The 25,518-nt window shown below is 37.0% G+C and carries 18 protein-coding genes and 3 other annotated features; of the genes, 6 read left to right on the top strand and 12 right to left on the bottom strand.

Going from position 1 to position 25,518, the window contains the following annotated elements; all coding sequences use genetic code 11:
• Positions 1–3: 3 nt before the first annotated feature.
• The 4 genes from QRE67_RS10380 to aspS all read right to left on the bottom strand — a co-directional run bounded on the left by QRE67_RS10380 (position 4) and on the right by aspS (position 3,500).
• Positions 4–369 (bottom strand): ubiquitin family protein, encoded by a 366-nt coding sequence (locus QRE67_RS10380; RefSeq protein WP_286124781.1) that lies wholly within the window; start codon positions 367–369, stop codon positions 4–6.
• A gap of 27 nt (positions 370–396) precedes the next feature.
• Positions 397–1,173, bottom strand: coding sequence for a protein phosphatase 2C domain-containing protein (locus QRE67_RS10375; RefSeq protein ID WP_483298673.1), 777 nt, complete (start codon positions 1,171–1,173; stop codon positions 397–399).
• A gap of 12 nt (positions 1,174–1,185) precedes the next feature.
• On the bottom strand, positions 1,186–1,950 hold the full coding sequence (locus QRE67_RS10370; RefSeq protein WP_286124780.1) for a vWA domain-containing protein: 765 nt from the start codon (positions 1,948–1,950) through the stop codon (positions 1,186–1,188).
• 251 nt (positions 1,951–2,201) lie between these two features.
• A complete protein-coding gene (gene aspS, locus QRE67_RS10365; RefSeq protein WP_286125242.1) occupies positions 2,202–3,500 on the bottom strand; it encodes an aspartate--tRNA(Asn) ligase in 1,299 nt (432 codons plus the stop codon).
• A gap of 104 nt (positions 3,501–3,604) precedes the next feature.
• Positions 3,605–3,816, bottom strand: a binding site (T-box leader).
• 738 nt (positions 3,817–4,554) lie between these two features.
• Here aspS and QRE67_RS10360 point away from each other — a divergent pair.
• Complete coding sequence (locus tag QRE67_RS10360; protein ID WP_286124779.1) at positions 4,555–6,048, top strand: NAD(P)/FAD-dependent oxidoreductase; 1,494 nt, start codon at positions 4,555–4,557, stop codon at positions 6,046–6,048.
• A gap of 108 nt (positions 6,049–6,156) precedes the next feature.
• Positions 6,157–6,750, top strand: coding sequence for a TetR/AcrR family transcriptional regulator (locus QRE67_RS10355; protein WP_286124778.1), 594 nt, complete (start codon positions 6,157–6,159; stop codon positions 6,748–6,750).
• Between the two features lie 148 nt (positions 6,751–6,898).
• On the opposite strand, the gene QRE67_RS10350 is transcribed toward QRE67_RS10355, so the two are convergent.
• On the bottom strand, positions 6,899–8,410 hold the full coding sequence (locus QRE67_RS10350) for a M36 family metallopeptidase (RefSeq protein WP_286124777.1): 1,512 nt from the start codon (positions 8,408–8,410) through the stop codon (positions 6,899–6,901).
• A gap of 323 nt (positions 8,411–8,733) precedes the next feature.
• Between QRE67_RS10350 and QRE67_RS10345 the strand changes: the two genes are divergently transcribed.
• On the top strand, positions 8,734–9,330 hold the full coding sequence (locus QRE67_RS10345; RefSeq protein ID WP_286125241.1) for a TetR/AcrR family transcriptional regulator: 597 nt from the start codon (positions 8,734–8,736) through the stop codon (positions 9,328–9,330).
• Positions 9,320–10,405 carry a DUF418 domain-containing protein gene (locus QRE67_RS10340; RefSeq protein ID WP_286124776.1) on the top strand — a complete coding sequence of 362 codons (1,086 nt, stop codon included), beginning with the start codon at positions 9,320–9,322 and terminating at the stop codon, positions 10,403–10,405. Before QRE67_RS10345 ends, QRE67_RS10340 begins: the two co-directional genes overlap by 11 nt.
• A 108-nt stretch (positions 10,406–10,513) precedes the next feature.
• Here QRE67_RS10340 and ileS read toward each other — a convergent pair whose 3' ends face one another.
• Together ileS and QRE67_RS10330 are read right to left on the bottom strand one after the other, a co-directional pair.
• Positions 10,514–13,615 carry an isoleucine--tRNA ligase gene (gene ileS / locus QRE67_RS10335; RefSeq protein ID WP_286124775.1) on the bottom strand — a complete coding sequence of 1,034 codons (3,102 nt, stop codon included), beginning with the start codon at positions 13,613–13,615 and terminating at the stop codon, positions 10,514–10,516.
• A gap of 53 nt (positions 13,616–13,668) precedes the next feature.
• Positions 13,669–13,908 (bottom strand) — a binding site (T-box leader).
• 206 nt (positions 13,909–14,114) lie between these two features.
• The gene (locus QRE67_RS10330; RefSeq protein WP_286124774.1) at positions 14,115–18,326 is read right to left on the bottom strand and encodes a bacteriocin-processing peptidase family protein; all 4,212 of its coding nucleotides are present in this window, start codon (positions 18,324–18,326) and stop codon (positions 14,115–14,117) included.
• A 478-nt stretch (positions 18,327–18,804) separates the two neighbouring features.
• Here QRE67_RS10330 and QRE67_RS10325 point away from each other — a divergent pair, with 478 nt between their 5' ends.
• Complete coding sequence (locus QRE67_RS10325; RefSeq protein ID WP_286124773.1) at positions 18,805–19,371, top strand: PadR family transcriptional regulator; 567 nt, start codon at positions 18,805–18,807, stop codon at positions 19,369–19,371.
• Positions 19,371–20,549, top strand: coding sequence for an MFS transporter (locus tag QRE67_RS10320; RefSeq protein WP_289396069.1), 1,179 nt, complete (start codon positions 19,371–19,373; stop codon positions 20,547–20,549). Before QRE67_RS10325 ends, QRE67_RS10320 begins: the two co-directional genes overlap by 1 nt.
• A 110-nt stretch (positions 20,550–20,659) precedes the next feature.
• Here the strand turns inward: QRE67_RS10320 and argS are convergent, their stop codons facing one another.
• The 5 genes from argS to QRE67_RS10295 form a co-directional block, all read right to left on the bottom strand.
• Positions 20,660–22,348 carry an arginine--tRNA ligase gene (argS, locus tag QRE67_RS10315; RefSeq protein WP_286124771.1) on the bottom strand — a complete coding sequence of 563 codons (1,689 nt, stop codon included), beginning with the start codon at positions 22,346–22,348 and terminating at the stop codon, positions 20,660–20,662.
• A gap of 43 nt (positions 22,349–22,391) precedes the next feature.
• Positions 22,392–22,606, bottom strand: a binding site (T-box leader).
• Between the two features lie 40 nt (positions 22,607–22,646).
• Complete coding sequence (locus QRE67_RS10310; RefSeq protein ID WP_286124770.1) at positions 22,647–23,423, bottom strand: class I SAM-dependent methyltransferase; 777 nt, start codon at positions 23,421–23,423, stop codon at positions 22,647–22,649.
• Between the two features lie 48 nt (positions 23,424–23,471).
• The gene (locus QRE67_RS10305) at positions 23,472–23,903 is read right to left on the bottom strand and encodes a BrxA/BrxB family bacilliredoxin (RefSeq protein ID WP_286124769.1); all 432 of its coding nucleotides are present in this window, start codon (positions 23,901–23,903) and stop codon (positions 23,472–23,474) included.
• A gap of 85 nt (positions 23,904–23,988) precedes the next feature.
• The gene (locus tag QRE67_RS10300) at positions 23,989–24,372 is read right to left on the bottom strand and encodes a thiol-disulfide oxidoreductase DCC family protein (protein WP_286124768.1); all 384 of its coding nucleotides are present in this window, start codon (positions 24,370–24,372) and stop codon (positions 23,989–23,991) included.
• A 4-nt stretch (positions 24,373–24,376) separates the two neighbouring features.
• Positions 24,377–25,504 (bottom strand): conserved virulence factor C family protein, encoded by a 1,128-nt coding sequence (locus QRE67_RS10295; RefSeq protein ID WP_286124767.1) that lies wholly within the window; start codon positions 25,502–25,504, stop codon positions 24,377–24,379.
• Positions 25,505–25,518: the final 14 nt, after the last annotated feature.

Below are 25,518 nucleotides of genomic sequence, written 5' to 3'. Positions count from 1 at the left end.
ATTCTATTCAATAATTTTCCAAACATAACCTTCTTCTTTATCGGAAGGCACATCAGGTATAACAGATTCATTATGTTGATCTTTTGCTGGTAACATTTCAAAAGAAGGAATGATTGCTCCTTTTTTATGCAACATAATATATTGACCATCCCAAACATCATTATCTCGTAAAGTCTCATCATTACGAATAGAATGCCACTCTTCTTTATCCTTTGTTATTCGAATTTCATAGATTCCACTTAACGTTTCATCTATCTTTTCATGATGTAAAATGGCTTCAATAACTTGTTCCGCTTTCACATCATTTGGAATAGCAATATCTATTTCCTCATTTGACTGCTTAATGTACGTCACTATAATTTCTTCCAACTTTATTCACCTTTTTTCATCATGTTCTTACCAAGAAATATCAAGAAATGAGATATCATCACTTGTCGGGGAGCTCTGGGCCCTCTTTATTTCTTCTGTTACTTCTTCAAAATTATATTGAAGAAGCGGTGCTAGACCATCAGAATGAATGACAATTCGATTTACCTCTTTTCTAGATAACGTTTTCGAAATAATTTGTAACTCTCCACCAATCATTCCGCGATGAGTAGACCACCTGTTCTCTGTCTTTCTCTCATACTCTATCAAATCCATACACTTTTTATTTTCTTGAAACAATTGCAAGAATGAATCACCATGTGCAACTAATATTAAATTCACTTCGTCTTGATTTGGAATCACTTCAATTTTCCCACCAATAAACATAGATTCACTGCCGTGATTTCGCTTTTCTTCCAATACATCACGAAGTAACCAGGGCGTTTCCTTTGGTAACTGAAACGCTTTTACTTCTTCTGTTGCTTCTTTTTTCCAATCTTGCAAACATTTATATAAAAACATAGAAAAATCTTGCTCCTTATCCGAGCAAGTTTCAAATAGCTTTACTAATTTTGTTCCGAGAAATTTGGCAGCTATTTCTCCATGAAAGGACATTCCTACACCATCGCATAGTACAAATATAAAACTATTTCCTCTTGTCTGAAACGCTAAAAAATCTTGTCCAATTTCATTTAATTCCTGTGCTTCCTTGGCTCTACAATAACTATAACGATATGTAAAACATTCAGTATTATGTTCCTGCAACAGCGTTTCCTTCTCTTGTGGCAAAGTAGTATGTACCAACATCCCTTCCACCTCCTATCGAACCGGGGTCGCAGCAGACATTTGAAAGCCAAGTGATACTAAATCAGCATTTGTACCAGGGAACATCATAATTGCTCCATCTGCAATATGAAATCCGTGCTCAATCATCATTTCACGATAACTTTGAGGGATAGGCGATGAAAGCCGTTGTAGTTTTGCACCGTACTCATCCGAAATGTTTGTATCTGCCATAATACCTTTCCATTGCTTTATGTTAGAAATTGGCTCTTGCATGATTTCATCCGAAATGAAAATGTTTTCAACAAGCACATTTCCATCCGGCACTGACATATTCATAATTCTTTGCACAATCGGCTCTGGATCCTCACCTGTTGAAGCACCATCTGTCATATGACATACAACAGGAGCTGGACCATCTTGCAAGTTTGGTAATTCATTTTGTAATAATTTTTCTACTACCGAAAAAGCTTTTGCTGTATCTGTTAAACGATGCGTTTGAATCTTTTCTAACGGACGTAATCTAGCGACTTCATCAATTGTTTTCACACCACCTAATAAATCAAAGACATGATCGCTATAAGCTAAAATAGATAAACGGTATCTCGGCAACAAACGACTGCCTTTCGTAGAACGAAACACCATTTGACGAATCGCTAAGGAAAGAGCATCTGTTACAATGTCGATACGTCGTTTTTCTTCTCCCCCTGCATCCATCATTTGATTCATCGATGCACTTACATCAAGAAGATAAATGATGTACGCCGGTGTTTGCTGTGTTGCTTGTGTTTGATATAACATATTTCATACCCTTTCTTACACAAAATTATACGAATGATTCTTTATATTCATAGTTTATTATAACGTATGAATTTTCTATTTCTCAATGTATTATAGAAATTTTTCCCTATTATTTATACAATATAATAATTTATGATTAAAAGAATATATCTCCAATATTCCTTCACTAAATGAATATTGTTTTTTCGCTCCATACTTCTTCCTATATATGTATAAAAAAACTCTCCAGTATATATGGAGAGTTTTTTTTACTATGGTATAAGACGTGTACAATCCCTTGGAAACGCACTTGCTTCTCGAACGTTCGATAATTCTAGAAACTTATATACAAGTCGTTCCAATCCAATCGCAAATCCCCCATGTGGCGGACAACCGAAACGAAATGTATCAATATACGACTGAAAGTTTTCTGGATGTAATCCTTTTTCCTGAAATGAAGAAAGTAATAGATCATGTTGATGAATACGCTGCGCACCAGACGTTATTTCCAAACCTTTATACAGCAGGTCAAACGAATCTGTAATTGCCTTGTTTTCTTTATTGGGCATCGTATACATCGGTCTCGTTTCTTTCGGATAATGAATAATGAAGACAAAATCACTACTGTATATTTCTTTTACATATTTTCCAAGCAATTTTTCTCCTTCTGAATCTAAATCCCCAGCCGGCGATTCTTTCCGATATTTTGTTTGCAATATGCGCTGTGCCTCTGCAAGTGTTATTTTTGGAATTTCTGAAATAACGGGTATTGTGACTTTCAGGAGTTGTAATTCTTTTTGACAGTTTTGTTCTACTTTTTCAAACATATAACGTAAAAGATTTTTCTCTAGCTCCATTACTTCATGGAAGCTTTCAATAAAACCGAGTTCTACGTCTAAAGATATATATTCGTTCAAATGACGGGAAGAATTGTGATGTTCCGCTCGATAAACAGGAGCGATTTCAAAAACACGTTCCAATCCGCCTGCGACCATCATTTGTTTATAAAATTGCGGAGATTGAGCTAAATACGCTTCTTTCTGAAAGTAAGGAAGCCGGAATACGTTAGCACCGCCTTCTGCTCCTTGTGAAACAATTTTCGGTGTAAAGACACGTGTGAAATCGTTCTCTATTAAATACTCACTAAACGCCTGCACTAACATAGATTGAACTGTAAAAATTGCTTGTATTCGCTCATGTCGAAATGATAGTACACGCTCATTTAATATTTGATCTAAACCGACTTGTAACTTTCTTTTATTTACTTCAAATGGAAGTGGTTCTGAGGAATTCAATAACTGAATGTCATGCACGAGCACCTCAACACCTAGTTCCGTTTTTGTTGTTTCCACCACTTCTCCAGTAATTTGAACAACACTTTCCACATCTGCCTTATAACCAGCTAAGTCTTTTTCTAACACACATTGAATGACTCCTGTTCGGTCACGCAATAATAGAAAACTGACATTGCCTAAATGGCGAATCTTTTTCACCCAACCTTGCAGACGAACAACTTTCTTTTCAGACGTTTTACATTCAGTAATGAGCGACCGTTTCATTTTTTGCTCCATCATTTCTGCCTCCTATATTTACGTATTTATTTACATTATTGTTGTCATCGTCATCATCCACGACCGCTCACCTCCTTTCAAAAAATACAAAAATCCGCCCCTAGAAAAGGGACGGATTTTTCCGCGGTACCACCCAAATTGTCATACTGACCATCTTAGACCTGATAACGGTAGGTACCGTTCGCTTTTACTAATAATCACGTTCAAAGCAACGCTCACAGGTGTCCTTCTATGATATAGTATCGCAATCTTTCCAGCTTCCGATTGCTCTCTGTAGACCCTTGCATCATGTATTTTTCCTGTTCATCACTTTTTATATTTACAGAATATTCTATTCCTTCAACCGGAAGAATGCAAGCTGTTTTTTTCATTATTTTCCGATTTTTTATTTTATCCAGTTTTGGACGATTTCTTCTAAAGCCATTCCACGCGATCCCTTCAATAAGTGGTCAAAAAGTTGAAGGAAGAAAATTTAAAGAGCATTTTGTTTTTAAAGAATCCAAAAAATGAAATCCTTCTGCACAATCAGAAAGCATTATTTGTGAAAATACTATAAAAATTTCTTTATCTAGAATCCAAGTAGTTACAACAATCATACACCTTCAAGCAATTAAATTAGATACATCACAAAACACATTTTATGATTCACAAAGTCTCACCATTTTCAAACTTACAAAACAAATATATTAAATTCAAAAATGTGTTGTTCTTTCTGTAGACATATTAGGAAAGGATAGCGCCTTTTTGTATAATTTTTTCTTTTAAAAACTTCAACTGCTCTTCAACTTCCAAACTTAGCTTTCTCCACTTATATTGGTGCAGAATATTTTATTTTTCATGCAGATATAAAGAGTCACTTCATAATTTTTTTGATTTTCCAGTTCACACTTCAAAAAATTAACATAACTTAGTAATGAATGATTCATTTACTCATTAGTTAAACCATTTATCCCGTATGAACAGGCAGTAAAAGCCGAATTTGATTAACTAATAATCAGTGTGGAATGAAAAAATACTGATTAAAATTTCACTTTATGAATGGAGGATTACGATTATGACTAATACCAAGTATGCACTTACAGAGGGGAAAACAGAGCGAGTTATTATCATTGGAGGCGGTATTGGAGGATTACTAACTGCAAAAGTACTTTCTGCTTATTATAAAGAGGTGCTTATAGTTGATAAAGATGATTTTCCAGAAAAACCAGACAACCGATCTGGCACTCCACAAGCTTTTCATCCACATCGTTTTACCCAGCGTGGTAAGTTAATTACAGAACGACTCTTTCCAGGCTATGAAAATGATTTAGTAGCACAAGGGGCGCCTTCAGTGCTGAATAAAATAGTCTACAACATGAATCAATATGGCACTATAGAAATGCAATACCCACGAAATGATATCAAGTTTAGTAGGGCATTGCTTGAGTGGGCCCTTCGTAAACGTGTACAAAAAATTCCTAATGTTAGTTTTCTGACAAATCATAATGTAATTGGCTTGTTAATGACGATAGATCAGACAACTGTTACAGGAATTCAAGTCCGGGAACGTGGAAAATCCGAGCAAGTACGAATACTGAATGCTGATTTGATATTTGATATCAGTGGTCGTTCCTCTAGGTTAGTAAATCGGCTTCAAGATTACGGCTATGATGTACCAGATTCAGAACGTTTGAAAGTCTCTCTTGGATATAGTACCCGTCGTTATAAGGTTCCTTCCCATCTATCACATCTTACAAAAAAATGGGATACAATTAATATTGCAGGGCAGCCCGCTAACGAAACTTTTACAGGAGTATTTTCCTTTATTGAAAATAATGTAGCTGAGGTATTACTTTATCGTCCAGGTGGACATTATCCTCCTACAAATGCCGAAGACTTTGAACAGGCTATTACTGAGCTCCCAAGTCCGATAATCGGCGAAATCTTGCAAGGGTTTGAACCAATATCCTCTCCTCGAAGTTATCACGTTCCAGAACTGTTTCGTCATCACTTTGAACAAATGCACCGATGGCCAGCTGGATTATTAGTTTTGGGAGACGCATTCTGTATTTACGACCCAATTTTTGGTCAGGGAATGACCGTTGCTGCAATTGAAGTAAAAGTACTCGAATCCTGTTTGCAAGAACAACAAAATAATCCTACTCCCCATTTTGAACAAAGAGTTCTCAAAAAAATGCAAGATGTGATCGAGCCAGCTTGGTGGCTCAATTGTGCTACTGATTTGCAGTGGAAAGGTGTCGAATATGTAAGTTCACAGCAATTGAAAGGAATTTCTTTTGGCCAAAAATATATGGATTTATATCTTAAATATGCAACAACCGAGCGAAATTTCGAACTATATGGACTGTATTGGGCAGTAAATTCATTGACGATCTCCCCACATACTATCTTTAATCCAAAAATGGTACAGACCATTCTCACTTCATCTAATGAAGGGCATCACTTCCTCCATGAGCTTTTACTAACCTATGGTCAACCATTAGAGGACGTATTAGATCAAATTGTTCCTACCTTCTCTCAGACAGCTTTCAAGTCAGTAAGTCAGTAATTATTTTGAGTAGAGGTCTTTTCTCGAAAATACATCAGCTCTTGAAAAATAAATCACAATTGTTTCTTCAGTCATTAGAAAATACTACTACGGAGAGGAGAAATCCTATTGTCACCTTTAAATGAAGATCAGTTACAACAGATTCGTAATGAGCGAAAGGAACAAATTATGGAATCTGCCCTTAAAGTCTTCGCACGCCGGGGCATCAACGGAACGAAAATGATTATGATTGCTACTGAAGCAAATATCAGCCCAGGTCTTCTCTATCGCTATTTTAAATCAAAGGATGAACTTTTCACTACACTCGTTCAACGGGCAATGAAAGAATCAATTGATGGCCTATGCTTCTATCATCTACCAGGATCACCAATGGATAAAATAAAAGCTTTAACTCAGCATATACTCGATGAAGAAAATCAACTTGGTTTCATGCTAATTCATCAGGCTCGCACATCAGATGAAGTACCCGAAGAAGCTAAAGTACTGCTCAAACAATATTCTATGGAAGTTTATGTCGATAAATTGGAGCCATTATTCATAGAGGGGCAAAAATTAGGCGTATTTGCTGAGGGTAATCCTCGTAATCTCATTTCCTGCTACTTTACAGTTCTCTCTGGCCTTATGACACTAAATATTCACGGTGATACAGAGTACCCAATGCCAGAAATCAAATTATTATTACGGATTATATCGCATTCTTAATGGATAAAAATTTAATGGCTACTAATCTGTAAATTTCCTACACTTATAGAAAATTATAAATATATTTTTTGGTAAACAACAATATTCATCAAAAAACCCAACATAGCATCAATTATGTTGGGTTTTTCATGATGATTCAGTGGTATTCCTAATTCGTACTAATTCCCCTTGCTGCCCAAATTCGATCAATTTCAGCTGCATGTTGTCCCCCGTAAAGAAGAGCATCCGCTTGTTTAATTGCCTTGGCACCATCACGAAATGTGGCATTTGGAGTAAGTGACCAATGTGATTGTAAAATAATTTTCGTTGCAATATCACGCCCGAAAGCTTGTGCCATTTCGTACTGGCCTTGTGCCCAAATTTCCCCGTCTGCATGTACTTCATTTTCAATATCTTTTGGATATACTTTATTGTTATCTAATCGCCGCAGACATGTTGGGTTCGAACTAGAGTATGAAGCCGCATCCCATTCTCCAATGCACGCTTTTCCATACCCTGTCGTTGATACAGCATCCTCATAAGTTGCACCTAAGAAATCTCCAAATCCTTCTCCCATTGCCCCGCCTTCTGCAGAATTTCCGAAGCCTGGTACTTGATTATCTTGAATGGAGTGCCCATATTCATGCGCGATGATTCCAGCATCCTCTGCATCATCTACTCCACCAGTACCAAATGTTAACGCCTTAGTTGAAGGAGAATAGAAAGAATTATCAGCTTTCGTTCCATTCACATTTACTTTAATAGATCGATTGTTAATATTTTTAAAACCTATTTGTTGTATATAACGTTGTAAAGTATCAATATGGTAGTATGACATAACATCTTCAAAGCTATCATTAGAACGCGTGTAATTAAATTGGAGGGATGTAGATTTCGTATTTGCTTTTGAAGAAATCGTTACATAATCTCCAACTAAAAAGCCTGTACCGTTTAAACCTTTTAAAGTAACTGTTTTTAATTGATTATTTAATGCTGCTGAATCTGCATCATTATTATCCTTCAATCCAGTTAAACTACCACTTGATACTACAGGATTTGGCAAAAATACTTTACCTGTTCCTTCCGCTTTACGGTTTATATCTACCTTTTTAATCAATTTCCCACTTTCCGCATCAATAAATGTTTCCCACGCACCGAATGGTTCATTAGCATGGACTACAACGCGATATACGGGAATTGCAACTCCTTCCTCAATGATATATCCAAATTCTTGCATCGTTGGCGCCCATAAATTTTTTTCAGTTTCTACTCCAGCAACATATGATTGTGATTTCTGTTCTGCTTCTTTTTCACTAATCTTTTGCTTTATTTCTTTCACATTTTGAACAGGCTGATAATCAGAAACCGCAAGTAATCCATTCCCTTCTCCACTTAGTGTAACTGTTACTTGCCTCGAAAATACAGGAGCACCATTTACTACTTGTTGAAACCTTACATAAGATGCTACCTGTGTTTCAGTAGTAGAAACATACTGTAAATCTGATAAATCGGCTTTCAACGAGTACTGCGTAGCATTTACTTTTAAATAGTCCATTGCTTTTCCTTGAGGTGAAAACCTCTCTATCTTTACCTGTGTTTCTTCTACCGCTGAAGCAGTAGATATCGCGCCAAAAACTAACGGGATTGCCGTAGCAATTGCTACAACTCTTTTTTTGAACAATAGAATCACTCTCCACTCTCTTAAATAAATTTTGAATGTACGAGTAATTCTATAAGAGTGATTATATTACCTTTCTCTTTTTTATATAAATAAGTAAAGTAATATTTTCTCAACATTTTAGTATGAAAACGATAAATACTTTCGAAAGATATTATTCGCTATGAGTATTAATTTGAAATTTATGGTTTCAGTTATGCAATAAAACCAATAATAATGAATATGGACTAAATAAAAAATAGGCTATTTTTTACCTAACGATAGGTTGAAAAATATAATAAGGAATGATACTCTGAATATAATCTTATATTGTAGGAGGATTCATGATGAGTAAAAGTGAGGAAACTCTTTCTTCAATAATCGGGGCAAGTTATCGTTTATTTGCAAAGCACGGGATTGCCAAGACAACATACACAATGATTGCCGAGGAAGTCGGGATAGCAAAACCTTCTATTTATTATTACTTTAAATCCAAAGATGCATTAATTGAAGGTGTCTTTGATGAACTATGTCAGGCAATTCAATTTTCAACATTCTTTAAAACGGAAGAATTTACACAGGATAACTTTATTGAGAAATGTATTAAAATTGGTTTGAACATGATTGACGAACAGAATAAGGACCCTCATTTTAATCGCGTCTTACAAGAATACATGTTACTCGCATCTAGAAATAACATGTACAGCGAGCGACTACTTGCCATACAAAGAGAATATTTAAATGGTTTTGAAGCTCTCCTTAATAAAGCAGGCTCATTACAACTTATTGTAAATGATAACCTAACCTCAAAAGCACATGTACTTGCATTGGTACTTGATAATATAGGGAATTTCATGATGTTTGATAGACACATGGATTATAAGCAAATATGGATTGAAGCTGTGCATAGTATATTTAAAGGACGTAATCCCCATGGAAGTTAAAAAACGAATTTCTGGTTTAGATTTTGCCAGAGCATGGGCCATGTTTGGGATGCTGATTGTCAATTTTATGGTGATAACGGGGGCTGAAGGTAATGGCCCTCCATGGTTAATAACTTTTATGTCACTATTTGAGGGCCGCGCTTCTGCTTTATTTGTCATACTTGCTGGTATAGGGATTTCCCTCATGACTAGATCATCTGTCGCTAGTCATGATCAAACACAAATTATGAAGAGTCGAAAAATGATATGGAAACGGTCACTGTTCTTGTTTGTTTTAGGGTTATTGTTATATGTAATCGACTGGACCGGTGATATACTACACTACTATGGTGTTTATCTTTTTATTGCAGCCTTATTAATTACAGTTAATAAAAGGTTGTTACTCTGGTTGTCTATCATCATTTTACTAACTGCACAATATCTTCAATTAACATTTAATTCCTTTGAAGGCTGGGGAGGTCCAATTCCATTTATCAACTATATAGATTTTTGGTCCTTAAAAGGATTTCTTCGTAACTTATTCTTTAACGGCTACCACCCCATTTTTCCATGGTTCTCTTTCTTCTTGATTGGTATGTTGATTGGGCGAATGGATCTTCATAATAATAAAATTAGAAACAAACTACTAATAATGAGCCTAATGATTACAGCAACTACTGAATTGTTGTCAAAAGCATTCACTCATTTTTTTATCCCCTATATCGGAAAGGAAGCTTCCACCTTTTTATTCAATACAGGACCTATTTTACCGAATGTTTTATACATCTTATCTGCTACAGGATCTGCTTTAATACCCTTAATACTTTGCTTATACATTACTGAAAAGTATGAAAAAAATTGGTTTATTACAACCCTTATTAAAACGGGACAGTTAACTTTAACTCATTATGTGAGCCATGTAATTTTAGGTATAGGAACATTGATTCTCTTAAACAAACTTGAAAATCAGTCTTTAGTTTTTGTTTTAACGTTCGCTACTTGCTTTTTCATTTTTAGTGTATTGTTTAGTTTTTTGTGGCGAGAGAAATTTTCTAGAGGACCTATAGAATGGATTATGAGAAAGATAACTGGATAGTACGCTACTAAACTATTAAAAAGATAATTTTATGGTCAACATACTACAGTAAAGAAAGTTCGAATCATATAACATTCGAACTTTCCATTTACATACTATTTTTTAGATTTAGCTAGCTGGGCTTAACTTAATCCGAACCTTTTTCTCACCTAAAGAAATTTCATCATCCTCTTTTAATAATGCATGGAATGTAAATTGCTTTACTAAAAGGTTTTCTTCTAATAATTCTTTATGCTTCGTTAACGTGTTTTGTAATTCATCATCTGTGTCAACAATAACATCTACTCGCAAGTTAACTGGTAAATTCAACTGTTTTCGGTACTCTTGAACAGCTCGAATAAATTCACGTGCCACTCCTTCTTGGAACAATTCATCTGTAACATTCGTATCTAACATAACTGTATATTTTCCATTTGTAGCGTTAGAAAATCCTGCTTTCGGTACTTTTTCTACTAATACATCTTCAAGTGTTACTACAATTTCTTCCCCTGATGTAAGCTTGTGCAGTACTTTCTCAGTTGAAACGAAGTTTTGTACTTCCTCTTGAGATAATTGTTTTAGCCATTGATTTACTGCATTGACGCTCTTTCCAAATTTCGGTCCTGCCGTCTTAAAATTCAACTTTAATTGGTACGATGTATACTTTGTTTCATCTAATTCTACATGAAATTCTTTTACGTTCAGTTCATCCATGACGATATCACGATAGGATTCCCAGTCCACTTTCTGCTCATGATGCTCGAGTAATACTAGTTCCGCTAATGGCTGCTTTACTTTTAATGCATGCTGATTTCGGTTACTGCGTCCAAGCTCGACAACTTGTAAAACAGCTGCCATCTCCTGTTCTAACTTTACATGTATCAACGTTTCGTCCTGCACTGGATAATCCGCTACATGGACACTGCTACCTTCTAAATTATAATGAATGTCTTCCGCTACAAACGGTATAAATGGAGCAAGTAATTTGCTCAATGTGACGAGTACTTCATGTAACGTTTCATAGGCTGCTGCTTTTTCGGCATTCATTCCAGATTCCCAAAAACGATTGCGCGAACGTCTTACATACCAATTACTCACTTCATCGACCAGTACTGCCATTTCCCTCGCTGCATTTGTAAATTGATATGCTTCTAACGCTTCTCTTACTTTTTTCGTCGTACTATTGAGACGTGAAAGTACCCATTCATCTAATTTCGTTCGCTTCGTTTCATACTTTTTCTTCGGATCGTATTTGTCTAAATTCGCATATAACACATAGAAGCTATACACATTCACGAGTGTATCGACCATCTTTGATTTCGCCTCTTGCACTGTTCGTTCTGAAAAACGCTTTGCATTCCAAGGTGCACTATCAACGAGAAGAGCCCACCTTAGTGCATCTGCACCAAATTTCTCGACTAAGTCCACTGGGTCTAATGCATTCCCTTTACTTTTTGACATTTTCTGTCCTTGTTCATCTAGCACATGCCCAAGAGATAATACACGTTTGTATGGTACTTTTCCAGTGTATAAGGCAGCTACTGCTAATAGGCTATAAAACCAACCACGTGTTTGGTCAACACCTTCAGCAATTATATCGGCTGGAAATTGTTCCTCAAAAAGTTCTTTATTTTCAAATGGATAATGATACTGTGCAAACGGCATCGAACCGCTATCAAACCAAACATCGATTACTTCTGGAGTACGAACCATCAAGCTACCGCATTTTTCACAACATACCTTTACTTCATCTACATATGGTTTATGCAGCTCTAAATTTTCTGCTGTATGCCCCGCGCTGTTCTTTCTTAATTCATCTATGCTCTTCGGCGCAAATTGATGATCACAGCTTTCGCATTCCCATACATTTAGCGGTGTTCCCCAGTATCGTTTTCGGCTAATATTCCAGTCCACCATATTTTCTAAAAAGTTCCCAAATCTTCCGTATTTCATATGTTCTGGATGCCATGTAACTTCATCATTATTTTTTAAAAACGTTTCTTTGATTGCAGTTGTCCGAATGAACCAGCTTTCTCCTGCATAATAAAGTAGTGGCGAATCACAGCGCCAACAATGCGGATAACTATGTTCATATTTCTCTTTATGATATAGCAAGCCTCCCTGAGCTAAATAACGGACAATATCAACATCACACTCTTTCACAAATTTCCCTTGTAAGAATGGAACAGCTGCAGTATACTCACCCTTTTCATCCACAACATGAAGGAATGATAAGCCATGTTCTTGTACAACTTTATAGTCGTCTTCTCCATAAGCTGGCGCGATATGAACAAGTCCTGTACCACTGTCCCCTGTAACAAAGCCCGCACTAATTACACGATAACCATTCGTAACTTCGTCCATATGAAATGGTGGATGATAGGAAAGTTCTAGTAGTTCTGTACCTTTATGAACAGATAATACTTTATAGTCTTGTTTTAACACACCGTTTACACGTTCTTTCGCAACAATGTAAACAGAATCACCTTGTTGCGCTCGTACATAGTCCATATCTGGATGTACAGCAAGTGCTACATTGGCCGGAAGTGTCCACGGGGTTGTCGTCCAGCCAAGAAAATATTCATTTTCACGATCTACAAGTTTAAACTTTACAGTTGCACTTAAATCCTTTACGGTTTTATACCCTTGCGCCACTTCATGTGAACTTAATGATGTTTGACAACTCGGGCAATATGGAGAAACGCGATGCCCTTTATATAACAAGCCCTTTTCATGAATCGTTCCAAGAATATGCCATACACTTTCGATATACGAATTTTTTAAAGTAACATACGGCTCATCCATATCGACCCAATATCCAATGCTCTCAGTAAATTCGCGCCACTGCTTTTCATACGTAAATACACTTTCTTTACATTTTTGAATAAACGGTTCAATTCCGTATTCTTCAATTTCATGCTTACCAGAAATGCCAAGCTGCTTTTCAACTCCTAATTCAACTGGTAACCCATGTGTATCCCAGCCCGCTTTACGAAGTACTTTATACCCAGTCATCGTTTTATATCTAGCTACTAAATCTTTAATTGTCCGTCCGAGTGCATGGCCAACATGTGGCAATCCATTTGCAGTTGGCGGCCCTTCATAAAAAACGAAAGATTGTGCGCCTTCACGATTTCGAATCGATTGTTCAAAGATATTCTGTTCGTTCCACTGCTTGCGAATTCGTGTTTCTCTCCCTACAGCTGATTCTTTTACATCTACCTTTTCCATGTACAATCACTCCTTTGAAATGTTTAAAAGCACACAAAAAACCCGTCCCTAATGATAGGGACGGGTTTACCCGCGTTACCACCCTAGTTCAATTGATGTTATCATCAATAGCACTTAGCAACGTACTAACATACGTGTTCTTTGTAACGGTAGACATCCGTCCGAGCTTACTCGATTCAGCCACGGCTCCTCGGAGATGATTTTCAAATAAAGACTGCACACCGGTTTTCAGCACTGCACCGGCTCTCTGGAGAACAGCACGATATTTTACTCTTTCTCGTCTTCAGATTTGTATACTTTTATTAACAGTTATTTTATTCCATCTCACTACCGATTGTCAATCAATTCGAAAAATATATTTTTCTCCCGCACTAACGAGCAGTAATATTCCCACCTGAAAGTTGCTTGATTGGTGAGAGCTCATTCTCAGTGGGAATGAAGAATCCCACTGAGAAACGTTTCACTTTATATTGCTATTTATACATAATTTAAAAATCAATCATCTCTTCACAGCCCCCCACACTTCACTCAAATCTTCATCTTCTTCTGCAAGCTCTGCAAAAAGTCCTGTTTCGTCCTCCTGCAGTACCGTTTCAAGCTCTGCTTTTGCTTCTTCATTTCGGTTTAACATCGCTAAATAACATGCATGATTGTAACGTACTAATAAATCTGAGGGGTCAAAGGATAGAACATGATGCGTTAGTTCTTCTGCCTTTTCTGTTCTTCCATCTTGATGATAGGAAGCTGCTAAAGCCAGATAGATTGCATTTTCATGTGGATGATGTGTAAGCCCTTTCTCTAACATATTAATGGCTTCTTTAAACCTTTCTTGACTTCGATATATATCGGCTAGAGCGAGAAATCCTCTACTTACAAAAGGCATTGTTTCAACTAATTGCAAGCAGATTTTTTCTGCTTTTTTCTCGTCTCCTAACTCAAACAGTGCATGCGATTGTAATACAAGAACATCGTAATGATGCGGCTGTTCTTGTAACATTTGTTTCGTTAGACGGAGAGCATCTCGTATCATATCCTCATTTCCATCCCCGTGATTAAGGAGTAGTGTGGCAAACTGCTGGGCAACATCAAAATCCCAAACATTTTCTAAAGATGTTTGTAATACTTCTATTGCTTCTGCAATCATATTTCCGTTTTCATAAAACTCAGCTAATCGCTGCGCTGCCAGACTATTTTTTGTATTCAATTTTAATGAGATTTCAAACAAATTAATGACCATTGTAAGCGAATAAATCTCTTTCGCGCGATTTTTCACGCGATAAAATGCTCTCGTAAAGATCGACTTTTTCGGCTGTTCATTTTGCTGTTTTTCAGCAAATCGATTTGCTATAGCAGTCGCCGTATACATAAAGGTAAAGCTTCTTTCTTGTTTCGTGATAGGAAGCAAGTGGAGAGCATCTCGTATTTGAGGTAATTTTCGCTGTTGCTCCATCACTTGTACATACAATTCAAATGCGCGTTCGTTATGAATATCGCGCTTCATCACACTTGTAACAAGTGAAATTGCTTTTGGATTACGCTGTTTAGCAAGTACTTTCGCATAATGGAATATCACTTCTGGATGTTCTTTATCCATTTGCAACGCTTCTTCCACAAGTTCCTGTTCCTTTTCGGAGTCTCCAGCGGCACCATATACGTATGCAAGTGCGTCTAAACGCCACATTTCAGCTACTCTTCCAGTTAATTTTAATAACTCAGATAGGAGCTCTTCATGAAGCTGATTTTCCACTGATAGCTGTGCCAACTGCTCCATATTCACACCTAATGGATCTTGTTTCATCGCCTGCAGCATATGATATTGTTCTTTTGAAATATTTTCTTCCATCGCATATATTTCAGCTAATTTGAAATGAACGACAGTAAACTGCGAATTGATTTCCAGACATGTTTCATACGCCTTTTTTGCTTGTTCAATTTGCTCTAATGCCATATATGTCTCGCCAAGGCGATAATAAGGAAGTGTACTCGGTTGCTGATTTATTGCATAATAATATCGTTTCATTGCTTGACCATATTGCCCAAGCGATTCGTATAAAATGCCAACATAACAGCTATACTCAATGTGTTCCGCTCGCTCTTTCGCAAGTTGTTTTAAAAATGCGATACTTCGCTGAACAAATGATGTTCCTTCAATCCGGCTTACATACTCCTCTAACACATCCGCTATATTATTTTGTAAATAGCGAATCCCGTCTTCCAACATAAATAGTACAGTCTTTAATTGGTCTTCCTTTGCCCCTAGCTCGACTTCCGCATCCCATAACGCCATACCAGCATGAATGAGAAAATCATGATTCTTCTCAAATTGCTTTTCTACACTTACAATATATTGTTTCGCCTGCTCATACTGTTCTTGCGCCATATAAATTTGAACCAAACCGAGATGCGCAAAAACATCTTGATTATTTTCTTCTAGACAACGTTTATATATTTCTTCCGCTCGGTCAAATCGATCACTTTGAAAATACAAATCTCCTAATCGAACATAGATCGTCGACGGATCTTCACATTTTGGGATTCCTTGCAATAAAATATCTTCCGCACTTTTTTCATCTTCTAAATCATATTCATATATTTCCGAAAGCTCCACATATGAATATGGTGCTGTCTCATCCAATTGAATTGCTATGTGTAATCCTTTTATTGCTAAATATAATTTTCCAAGTTGACGCGCACAGCGAGCTCGTTCATACCATATATGTGCTTCATACTTGTAATCTTTCAGTAACGTATTAAACATGTGATACGCTTGTTCATAGCGCTCCAAATCCATTAAAATCAAACCATGATTCACGAGGATAAACCGTTCAGGATGACGCTGGATAGCAATATGAGACATCTCTAATCCCTTTTCAGACTGATCCATATACATATACGATAATGCTAGAAAACTCCACGCTATCGGCTGATCTGCATCTAATTGTAACGATGATTGAAAACTTGAAATTGCTTCTTCATAGTTCTCTTTCTCTAAAGCATATCGCCCTGCTATAAAATGATACAACGCTTGATTTTTCTTTTTCTGTACACTTTGTAACATGTCTGCCGCTTGTTCCATATCACGAAGACGAATAAAGCATTGTGCACTGTGCAGTTTCACAAAATCTGAATCTGGATACATCTTCATTAAACTTTGCACGCAAGAAAGGATAAACTCTTGATCTACTTCGACGTCTAAATGTTTAATTGCATATAACCATGTATAAGGAATCTCTCTCTGCTCTTGTAAAAATGCTACTAATTTTTCGATTCCTAGTTTATCCTGCTCTTCCAGATGATCCGTGAGCGTAAACAATTTCCGGAAATATACATCTTCTTCAAACGATAAGCATAACAATTGATCTACTTTCTCCTTCGGTACAAAAACAATTGATAAATAGTCTGTATAACGATACCTTTCCTGAAACTTATCATATTCAACAAGAAGCGGCTCCAAAAAATTCGGATCTTGAATAGAAAAGGATTGCAACTGCTCATCGTATCCAGCAAGCACTTGAACATGCGATGCATGCTCAATATCTAAACTCAGCAATACTGGGATCCCCTGATCAATTAACTGCTTGTAAAGCTTTTCTGTTCCTTTAAAATAACGACAAACATAGCCTAACTCTTCTAAATAGAAAACCGTGTCTGAAAACTTCGACCCTGTTACATCAAAAATACGATTTGCCACTTCATCTTGCGTACGTTCTTCTTTCCATAAACGTAACATCATTTCTAAACTTGCCGGTACGCAATAATTATCTTTTTGTACAATTGGAACTAACGGTAACTGAACCTTTTTCCCATCAGGATATTTTTCTATATTATGATATATTGAATCTTTTAAACATGTTTCTTTTTTTAATAAAGCTAGCAGTTCCTCACTTTTATTCATTTTATACAGTGCCTCCGCACGTAAATGCACAAAATAACTTTTATAAGCATGATACGGTAGCATACGATTGATTTGATCTAACAAATCAATCATCTCTTCATAACACTGTAAATCTACTAAATTTTTCACTTTTTCAAAATAGAAATACGGTACTTGTGGAAACTTTTCCATCGCATCATCAATGAGTCGTAACGCTTGCTGGTGTTCCCCTCTATAAGCATATAGTTGTGAAAGTAAATAGGTTGCTAACTCTTGGCATTCTTCACTCTGCTTCCCAGCTAAAAGTGACTGCTCTGCTTTATCCCATTCCCCCGTTTGTATGTAAAAATAACCCCATTTGTCAAACAACGGGCGTTTACTATACTGCTCTGCTTTTTTCATATATTGTAACGCTTCTTCATTTCGTTTCATTTCAAGAAGACAACGTGCTAACGTAAAATATGTTTTAGATAATGTATCCGAATCTATTTGATCTTTCGCTGCATCTTGCAAGGAATCTTTTAATAATTTTTCAGCATCAAGAACTTTGCGTTCATCAATAAGCTCATCACAATACAAAGAAACCGATTTCAAACTTGGGAATTTTTTATAGGAATAGCGAGTAAGAAACGCACTATATTGATGCATAAGCCCTTCATCTGTAAGACGAATAAGTGTGTAGCACTCCTCTGCTGATGAAATAGTTGATAGCCATTCTTTCACATATGACAGCGTATTGACGTCTCTTATATTTGTCAGTTCTTTATTTACGTCATGTAACCCATCTAAAAATCGTTTCTCTTTCAAACATGTGTCCAGCCGCCTAAATTCTAGCATGCATTCACCTCGAATAATTATTTTAATCCACATCCAAAATCAGGATTTTTCATCTACTTGCTTCGATTTTACACAGTTCGCATCGTGTATTCAATATGGAACTATTAAACAATGTTCAAAAACAGTTAAAAACAACTATATAAATACAAATTAAAAAACCGACATAAAACCCTTCTTTTTAGGTGGGAGAGAGCATCCGTTCATGCATAGAAGCGGTCAGATTTTTCCTGCCCAGACATAGTGAAAACAAAGAGAGAAAACGAGTGCAGGTCACCTTTTGTTATTCATAGCCGCGGCTATATGTCGAAAAATCAAAATAGATTTATATAGTTAAATATATTACCTTTCCATCGTTTAGATTGTTACATATCCGCACACAAAAACACCCACATATTGACAAAACGAAAATTACCAGATATATTCAATTTAATACTAAACGTTTAGTATTAAATGTTTTCCAATAGAACGGAGGCTATATATGACAAGGTTAATGGTACTTGGTTTACTGATGCAATACGGTCCTATGTCTGGATATGAATTACAGCAAGCTATGCAATCCGCACAAACTGATACTTGGGCAGGCGTTTTCCCTGCTTCCATTTATCACGCTTTAAAAAAAATGGATAAAGAAGGATTAGTAGAACTAGACGCTGTTGAAAAAACAGGAAATCGTTCCAAAGCGATTTACAGTATCACAGCAGCTGGAAAGAATGAGTTTCATTCACTAATGATACAATCATTCCAGCAATCTTCTGTCGCTTTCCCAACGCAGCTATATACAGCGCTCACTTTTTTCAACACCGATACTGTTTCAATTCAAAACATTTCATCCGCTTTACAAGATCAAAAAAAGACAATTATAGAAATGTACGAAAACATGAAAGCTGGACAGTCCATTAAAAAGAAAATGATAGATCTTCCAGAACATGTAACCCTTATTTTTGAAAATATTTATGAACAATGTGAGATGCAGCTTCGTTTCATTGAAAAAATGGAAAAAATGCTATCTGGATTAGAAGAAAAGAACAAAGCGGAGGAAAGATGATGAAAGCTCAGGTGAAAATGTCTCGCATACAAAAAGCTGCTTTATGGGTTGTAGCAGTATCTGTCTTTACTGATATGCTTATATATGGAATGATTGTGCCAATCTTACCACGATACGCAGAAACACTCGGTGCTTCGCAAACTGAGATTGGCTTTTTATTCGGTAGCTATGCCATTACATTACTGCTTGCTACCCCCATTTTAGGGATGGTCTCTGATAAAGTAGGAAGACGCCTTCCTATGATTCTAGGTTTATTTGGACTCGCAGCTGCAACTATATTATTTGGACTTGCAAATAATTTTATGTTACTCGTTCTAGCACGAATGCTACAAGGTATATCTGCAGCTGCAACATGGACAGCTGGATTAGCCCTTCTTGCAGATGTGTTTCCTCTCCAAGAACGCGGAAAAGCAATGGGTTTAGCTTTATCTGGTCAAGCAGCTGGGATGCTACTTGGCCCAACAATTGGCGGTTTACTATATCAATGGGGCGGTTATCATCTTCCCTTTATTGTCGCAGCAACCATCGCTCTCGTTGACGGTATATTACGCATTACATTACTTCGCGATGAACCAAAACACGATACAAAGCAACGAATTTCCTATCAATCTATTTTCAAGATGCGTTCCCTATTTATGATTATTGGCATTATTATACTAGGATCGGCCTTACCTAGCGCTTTAGAGCCAACTCTTCCTCTCTACTTACAAGATGTCTTACACCTCAGCCCTGGAACAATTGGACTATTATTCGCTGTCCCAACTCTCGCATATGGATTTACCGCTCCAATTATTGGAACACTTTCAACTAAGTTTGGAAGAAAACAAACGATGGTGATTGGGATGATTATTGCTGCTTTCTGTTTCCCATTTACAGCAATTGTTTCTCATATCGCTCTTGAAATATTTGTACTTGCGATACTTGGAATGAGCTTTAGTTTTCTACTAGCACCCGCCCTCCCAGAACTTACATATCTTGCAGATCAAAACGGAATTCGCGCATACGGTATACTATTTGCTATCTACAATACAGCCTATTCGATTGGTATGTTTTTCGGCCCCATATTAAGCGGTAGCTTATCAGATTTATTCGGATTAACAAATGCATTCTACATCTTTAGTCTATTTCTCTTATGCTATCTTTGTTTGTTTCTTTGGAAAGTAAAAAAGCAACATTAATTCTTATTCTCGAAGTCAAAGTGACTTTACTCATAAAAAGATGAACAACCTAAGTTCATTTTTGAGTTGTTCATCTTTTTAATTTATCTACTTGAACCTCATTGTAATTCTTACATCTCTTCAGGTGCTCCCATTCCAAGCAAACGCAATCCTTCTTTCAGTACTACGCTTACTGCATATACAAGTGCAAGTCTGCCTTCCTTCTCATCATTCTCTTCTAAAATACGAACATTTCCATAATATTTATTAAATGCTTGTGCAACATCTAATAAGTACTTTGCAATATGTGATGGTTCATATTTTGCAAAAGTATTTTCAATTACTTGCGGAAATCCATGTAACAGTTTCATAATGTTCCAGCTTATATCGTCACTTAGCACGAAGTCTTCTGCTTCAAATTCAACATGATCTTTTCTCAAAAGCGAACAGGCACGTGCATGTGTATATTGTACATACGGTCCTGTTTCTCCCTCAAACTTCAACATGTTTTCCATTGAGAACTCAATATTGTGTATACGTTCATTTTTCAAATCATGGAAAATGATTGCCCCTACTCCAACTTGTTTTGCAACTTCTTCTTTCTGTTTTAAACCTGGATTTTTTGCTTCAATATTTTGTTTCGCAAGTGTAATGGCTTCTTCTAACACTTCCTCCAGTAATACCACTTTCCCTTTACGTGTCGACATTTTCTTGCCATCTTTTAAAATGAGCCCAAATGGTACATGAGCCATCCCATCTACCCACTCGAACCCTAACTTCTGTAATACGTTGAAAAATTGTGAGAAATGTAAACTTTGTTCTGCTCCTACTACATATAGTGCTTTATCGAATTTATAAGTATTTTGACGATACAATGCCGCTGTTAAATCCCGCGTTGCGTACAGCGTAGCCCCGTCTGATTTTTTAATTAAACATGGCGGCATCCCCTCTTTTTCTAAATTTACAACTTGCGCGCCATCTGATTCTTCTAATAAATGATGTTCCTCTAAAAGCTGGACGAAATCATCCATTTTATCATTGTAGAAAGCCTCACCCTGAAAATTAAAGAACTCCACACCGAGTAATTCATAAATACGAGAGAATTCTTTTAATGATTCATGACGGAACCAATTCCATAAAAAGACCGCTTCTTCATCGTGATCTTCTAATTTTTTAAACCACGCACGTCCTTCTTCCTCTAGCTCTGGGTTCTCTTTTACTTCTTCATGAAATTGCACATATAACTTAAATAGTTCACGAATCGGATCTTCTTTCACAAGCTCTTCATTACCCCATTTTTTATAGGCGGTAATTAACTTACCAAACTGCGTGCCCCAGTCTCCAATATAGTTAATGCCGACAACTTCATAGCCACACTTTTCAGCAATATGCTTTAATGAATTTCCGATCATCGTTGAACGTAAATGCCCCATTGAAAACGGCTTTGCGATATTCGGAGATGAAAAGTCAATCACTACCGTCTTTTCCTGACCAAAATGCTTCTGTCCATATTCTTCTTTTTCAGCTAAAATTGTCTGTAACACTTTGTTACTTACTGTATGGCGGTTGAAAAATACATTTACATATGGCCCAACTGCCTCTACCTTTGTGAAAAATGGATCGTCTAGTTTCTCAGCTATTTCCTTCGCAATCAATGCTGGTGCTTTTTTATATTGCTTTGCAAGTATAAAACAAGGAAATGCAGCGTCTCCGAATTCATCTTGCTTCGGCGTTTCAATCAATCCTGTAATCTGCTCTAACGATACTTCTGATGGTAAGATTTGAGATAGACATCCTGCAAATTGAATTTTATATTCCATACGATCCCTCCTCATTTTTTGAACACAAAAAACTCGTCTCTAAAAAAGAGACGAGTTATCACCCGTGGTACCACCCTTGTTGTTCGATTCGAACCACTTTCCCGTTTATAACGAGGACAGGGGGCCCCGGCTTACTCTACTATTCATTTCAAGCAGCGTCTCCGAAGTGCGCTTCATCCCCTTCTCCGCACTAGGCTCTCACCACCCCTAGCTCGCTTTTCTTCTGAATAGGACTACTCTCTTCATCTACAACATCATATGTAATTTATTATTGCTTATTATACATCTTTTCGGAAAATTAGCAAGTTTCAATTACACCAAAATGAAATTTCGCACTTTTTCGTTTATACACAAAAAAGTGATGTCTTTCAAAACGTGTACTACGAAAATGATCTTTTAATACAACGCGCTTTCTCGCCACACGCTTTGCTTCCGCAATTGTTTCATCCGTGACATCGTTATACAAAGCAAAGTGTTTTAAACCACGAATCCCATCTGATTCTATGACTGTCTCTTCAAACATCGGATCTATGTATACAACGTCGTAACTGTTATCTTCACATTGCTGCAAAAAAGTAAAATGCTCTGTCTGCTGTACTATAATTCGTTTCATTGCTTCATCAATTTCTGCAATACCTGCATCCCATTGCTGCAGACCTTTGCCAATTACGTAAGCCATATAACGATTTCCTTCGAGTCCCATTACTTCTCCCGCTCGTCCAACCGCATAACTTGCTACAATACTATCCGATGCCATCCCAAGTGTACAATCGAGCATGCTCATTCCTTCTTCTAGCTTTGCTGCTTGCAGGAATGGATCGTTCTCTCCTCGCATTAATCGCTTCACACGAAACATCGCAGAGTTCGGATGAAAGAAAAATGATTCTTCCGTACCTTTTGGGTAAATAGCTAATCGATTTTTTCCAGCGACAAGTACGTCTTGCTCATACTGCTCGTGTAACTTGTATACGGGTACGTCATTTCGCACAATGAAAGAACACTGTAATTCTTTCGCAATGTTCTTTGCATATGTTGTCATTCTCTCATTCGTTCGTCCTGCTGTAGTTACAATCATCTTTTCACCTCAATATAAAGAAAAAAAGGGAGAACGATTCCCCCTTTTTTAGCAATGCTTTTCAAAAGCTTGTTCTAAGTTGTTCATAATCTCTTCCATTGTTACGCCTTCAATTTCATGGCGATGGATGAAGTGAACAACTTCATTTCCTTTTAATAACGCCATAGACGGTGAGGATGGAGGAATATCTCCAAAGTAAGAACGCATCGCTGCAGTTGCTTCTTTATCTTGTCCTGCAAATACAGTTACAAGATGATCCGGTTGTTTTTCAGAACGGACAACTGCTTGACCAGCTGCTGGACGCGCTAAGCCAGCCGCACAACCGCAAACAGAGTTTACAACAACTAATGTTGTACCTGTCGCATTGTCCATATATTGATTTACATCCTCTTCCGTTGTTAATTCTTCAAATCCAGCACGCACTAACTCTTGGCGCATTGGAATTACCATTTGACGCATGTATTCATCGTATGCATTCATCGTATGATTTCTCCTTCAACTTTCATTTCAAATTTATCATATCACGCTCTTATAATAGATGCAAAAGAAAGCGGTAGCAGTGTCATCAGTTTTTTGAAGAAATTTCACAAACTCCTTCTCGGCAGTGTCCAACAGGTACAAGCTTTCTATTATGTGCGATATAATCGTATACTTTATTTCCAAAACCAAACAATATAGATAACTTAATAAACGGAACTGCAAACCAATATGCTCGTATAGATTTTGCCAATACATATATGCTGTTAATTCCATCATACCATTTGTTATTTTTTAAAATGTAGAGTCTTTGTTCCATCTTTCCTTGTAACTCTGTAGAAAGTTGATACTCCTCTACTACATCTTTGTCGCGAAAAGAAACAAACTTCATCGTACCTTTTTTATCAAGCTTTTGTGTACGTTCTGCAACTGCCGTACACATCGGACACCAGCTATCATAGAAAACAATCATATGATTACTCCCCTTTACGAGACTCCGTCATTTGTTTCCAAACTGACCCTTTTGCTTCTTCTCCGCCTTCAATACGTTCCAGTGCTAGACGTGCTTGCATCGCTACTTCGAACTCTGGATCATCTTGTGCTACGCGAAGTGCTGGAATCGCACTTTCATCACCAAGTTCAAATAAGAACATTGCTGCACGCCAGCGCACCAATTTGCTTGGATCTTTGAGCGATTTTATCATGACAAACATAGCTGCTGGATCACCAACATCAGATAAGCAGTCACCCGCTGTACGGCGCACACTTACAGAGCGATCAAGCAATGCTTTATATAATAATGGCAATACTTCATCACCTTTTACCATCCCTAAGTAAGCTGTTGCAAGGCGACGAATCGATACTTTTTCATCCTCTAACGCTTTTTTCAGCACAGGGATATCTTCTTCTGTTGGATCCATTTGTTCAAGAGCCGCAAACCGATTTTTCCAATCAGAATCTGCCATCATTTCTTCTGTTACTTTATATGGCACACGTTTTGCAACTGTTACTTCTGCCCTGCCAGCCTGCTCCAATAATTCTTTAACAGTTGTCTCGACACGTTCAGCGGAATATGCCGCAACGATTTCTTCAACAACTTCCTTTCCAATCTCTTCAAAATTACCGTAACGTGTACTTTGCTCGACCCATTTCCGCTCTTTCACAACGTTTGGTGCAGACATTTGCACTTTCATAATCGCTTCTTTAAAACGGTCTGGTAATCCAACTCGTTCTTCCGTTGTCCCATCTGTTAATTTAACCTGCATTGGAATCGTAAAGAACATTTGAATGAATACTTTCACTTCACCAAAATGCGAAAGCTGCTCCTGTTCATCTTCTTCTGTTACTTCCTCTCCGAACATAGCACGAACTTGCTGCAAAAGTACTTTCCAGTCATACTTCGCATTTCGTTCAACTGCTAAAAAGTCGGCTACATGATATACACCTTTAATACCTTCAATCTTTAAAATTTGCTGCACTTGTTCTGGTGCTTGTTCTGCATTTTCGTTTGTATAATTATTACGTGCTCCTGATGGTAACACTTCATTTAAGATAACTTTCATTGTATTTGGACTTGGCGTTGGTTCAATTGCTTTAATCTTCACGTAAAAAAACTCTC

Source organism: Bacillus sp. DX3.1 (genome assembly GCF_030292155.1).
Lineage (GTDB): Bacteria > Bacillota > Bacilli > Bacillales > Bacillaceae_G > Bacillus_A.
This window is presented reverse-complemented; position numbering and strand designations above follow the sequence as displayed.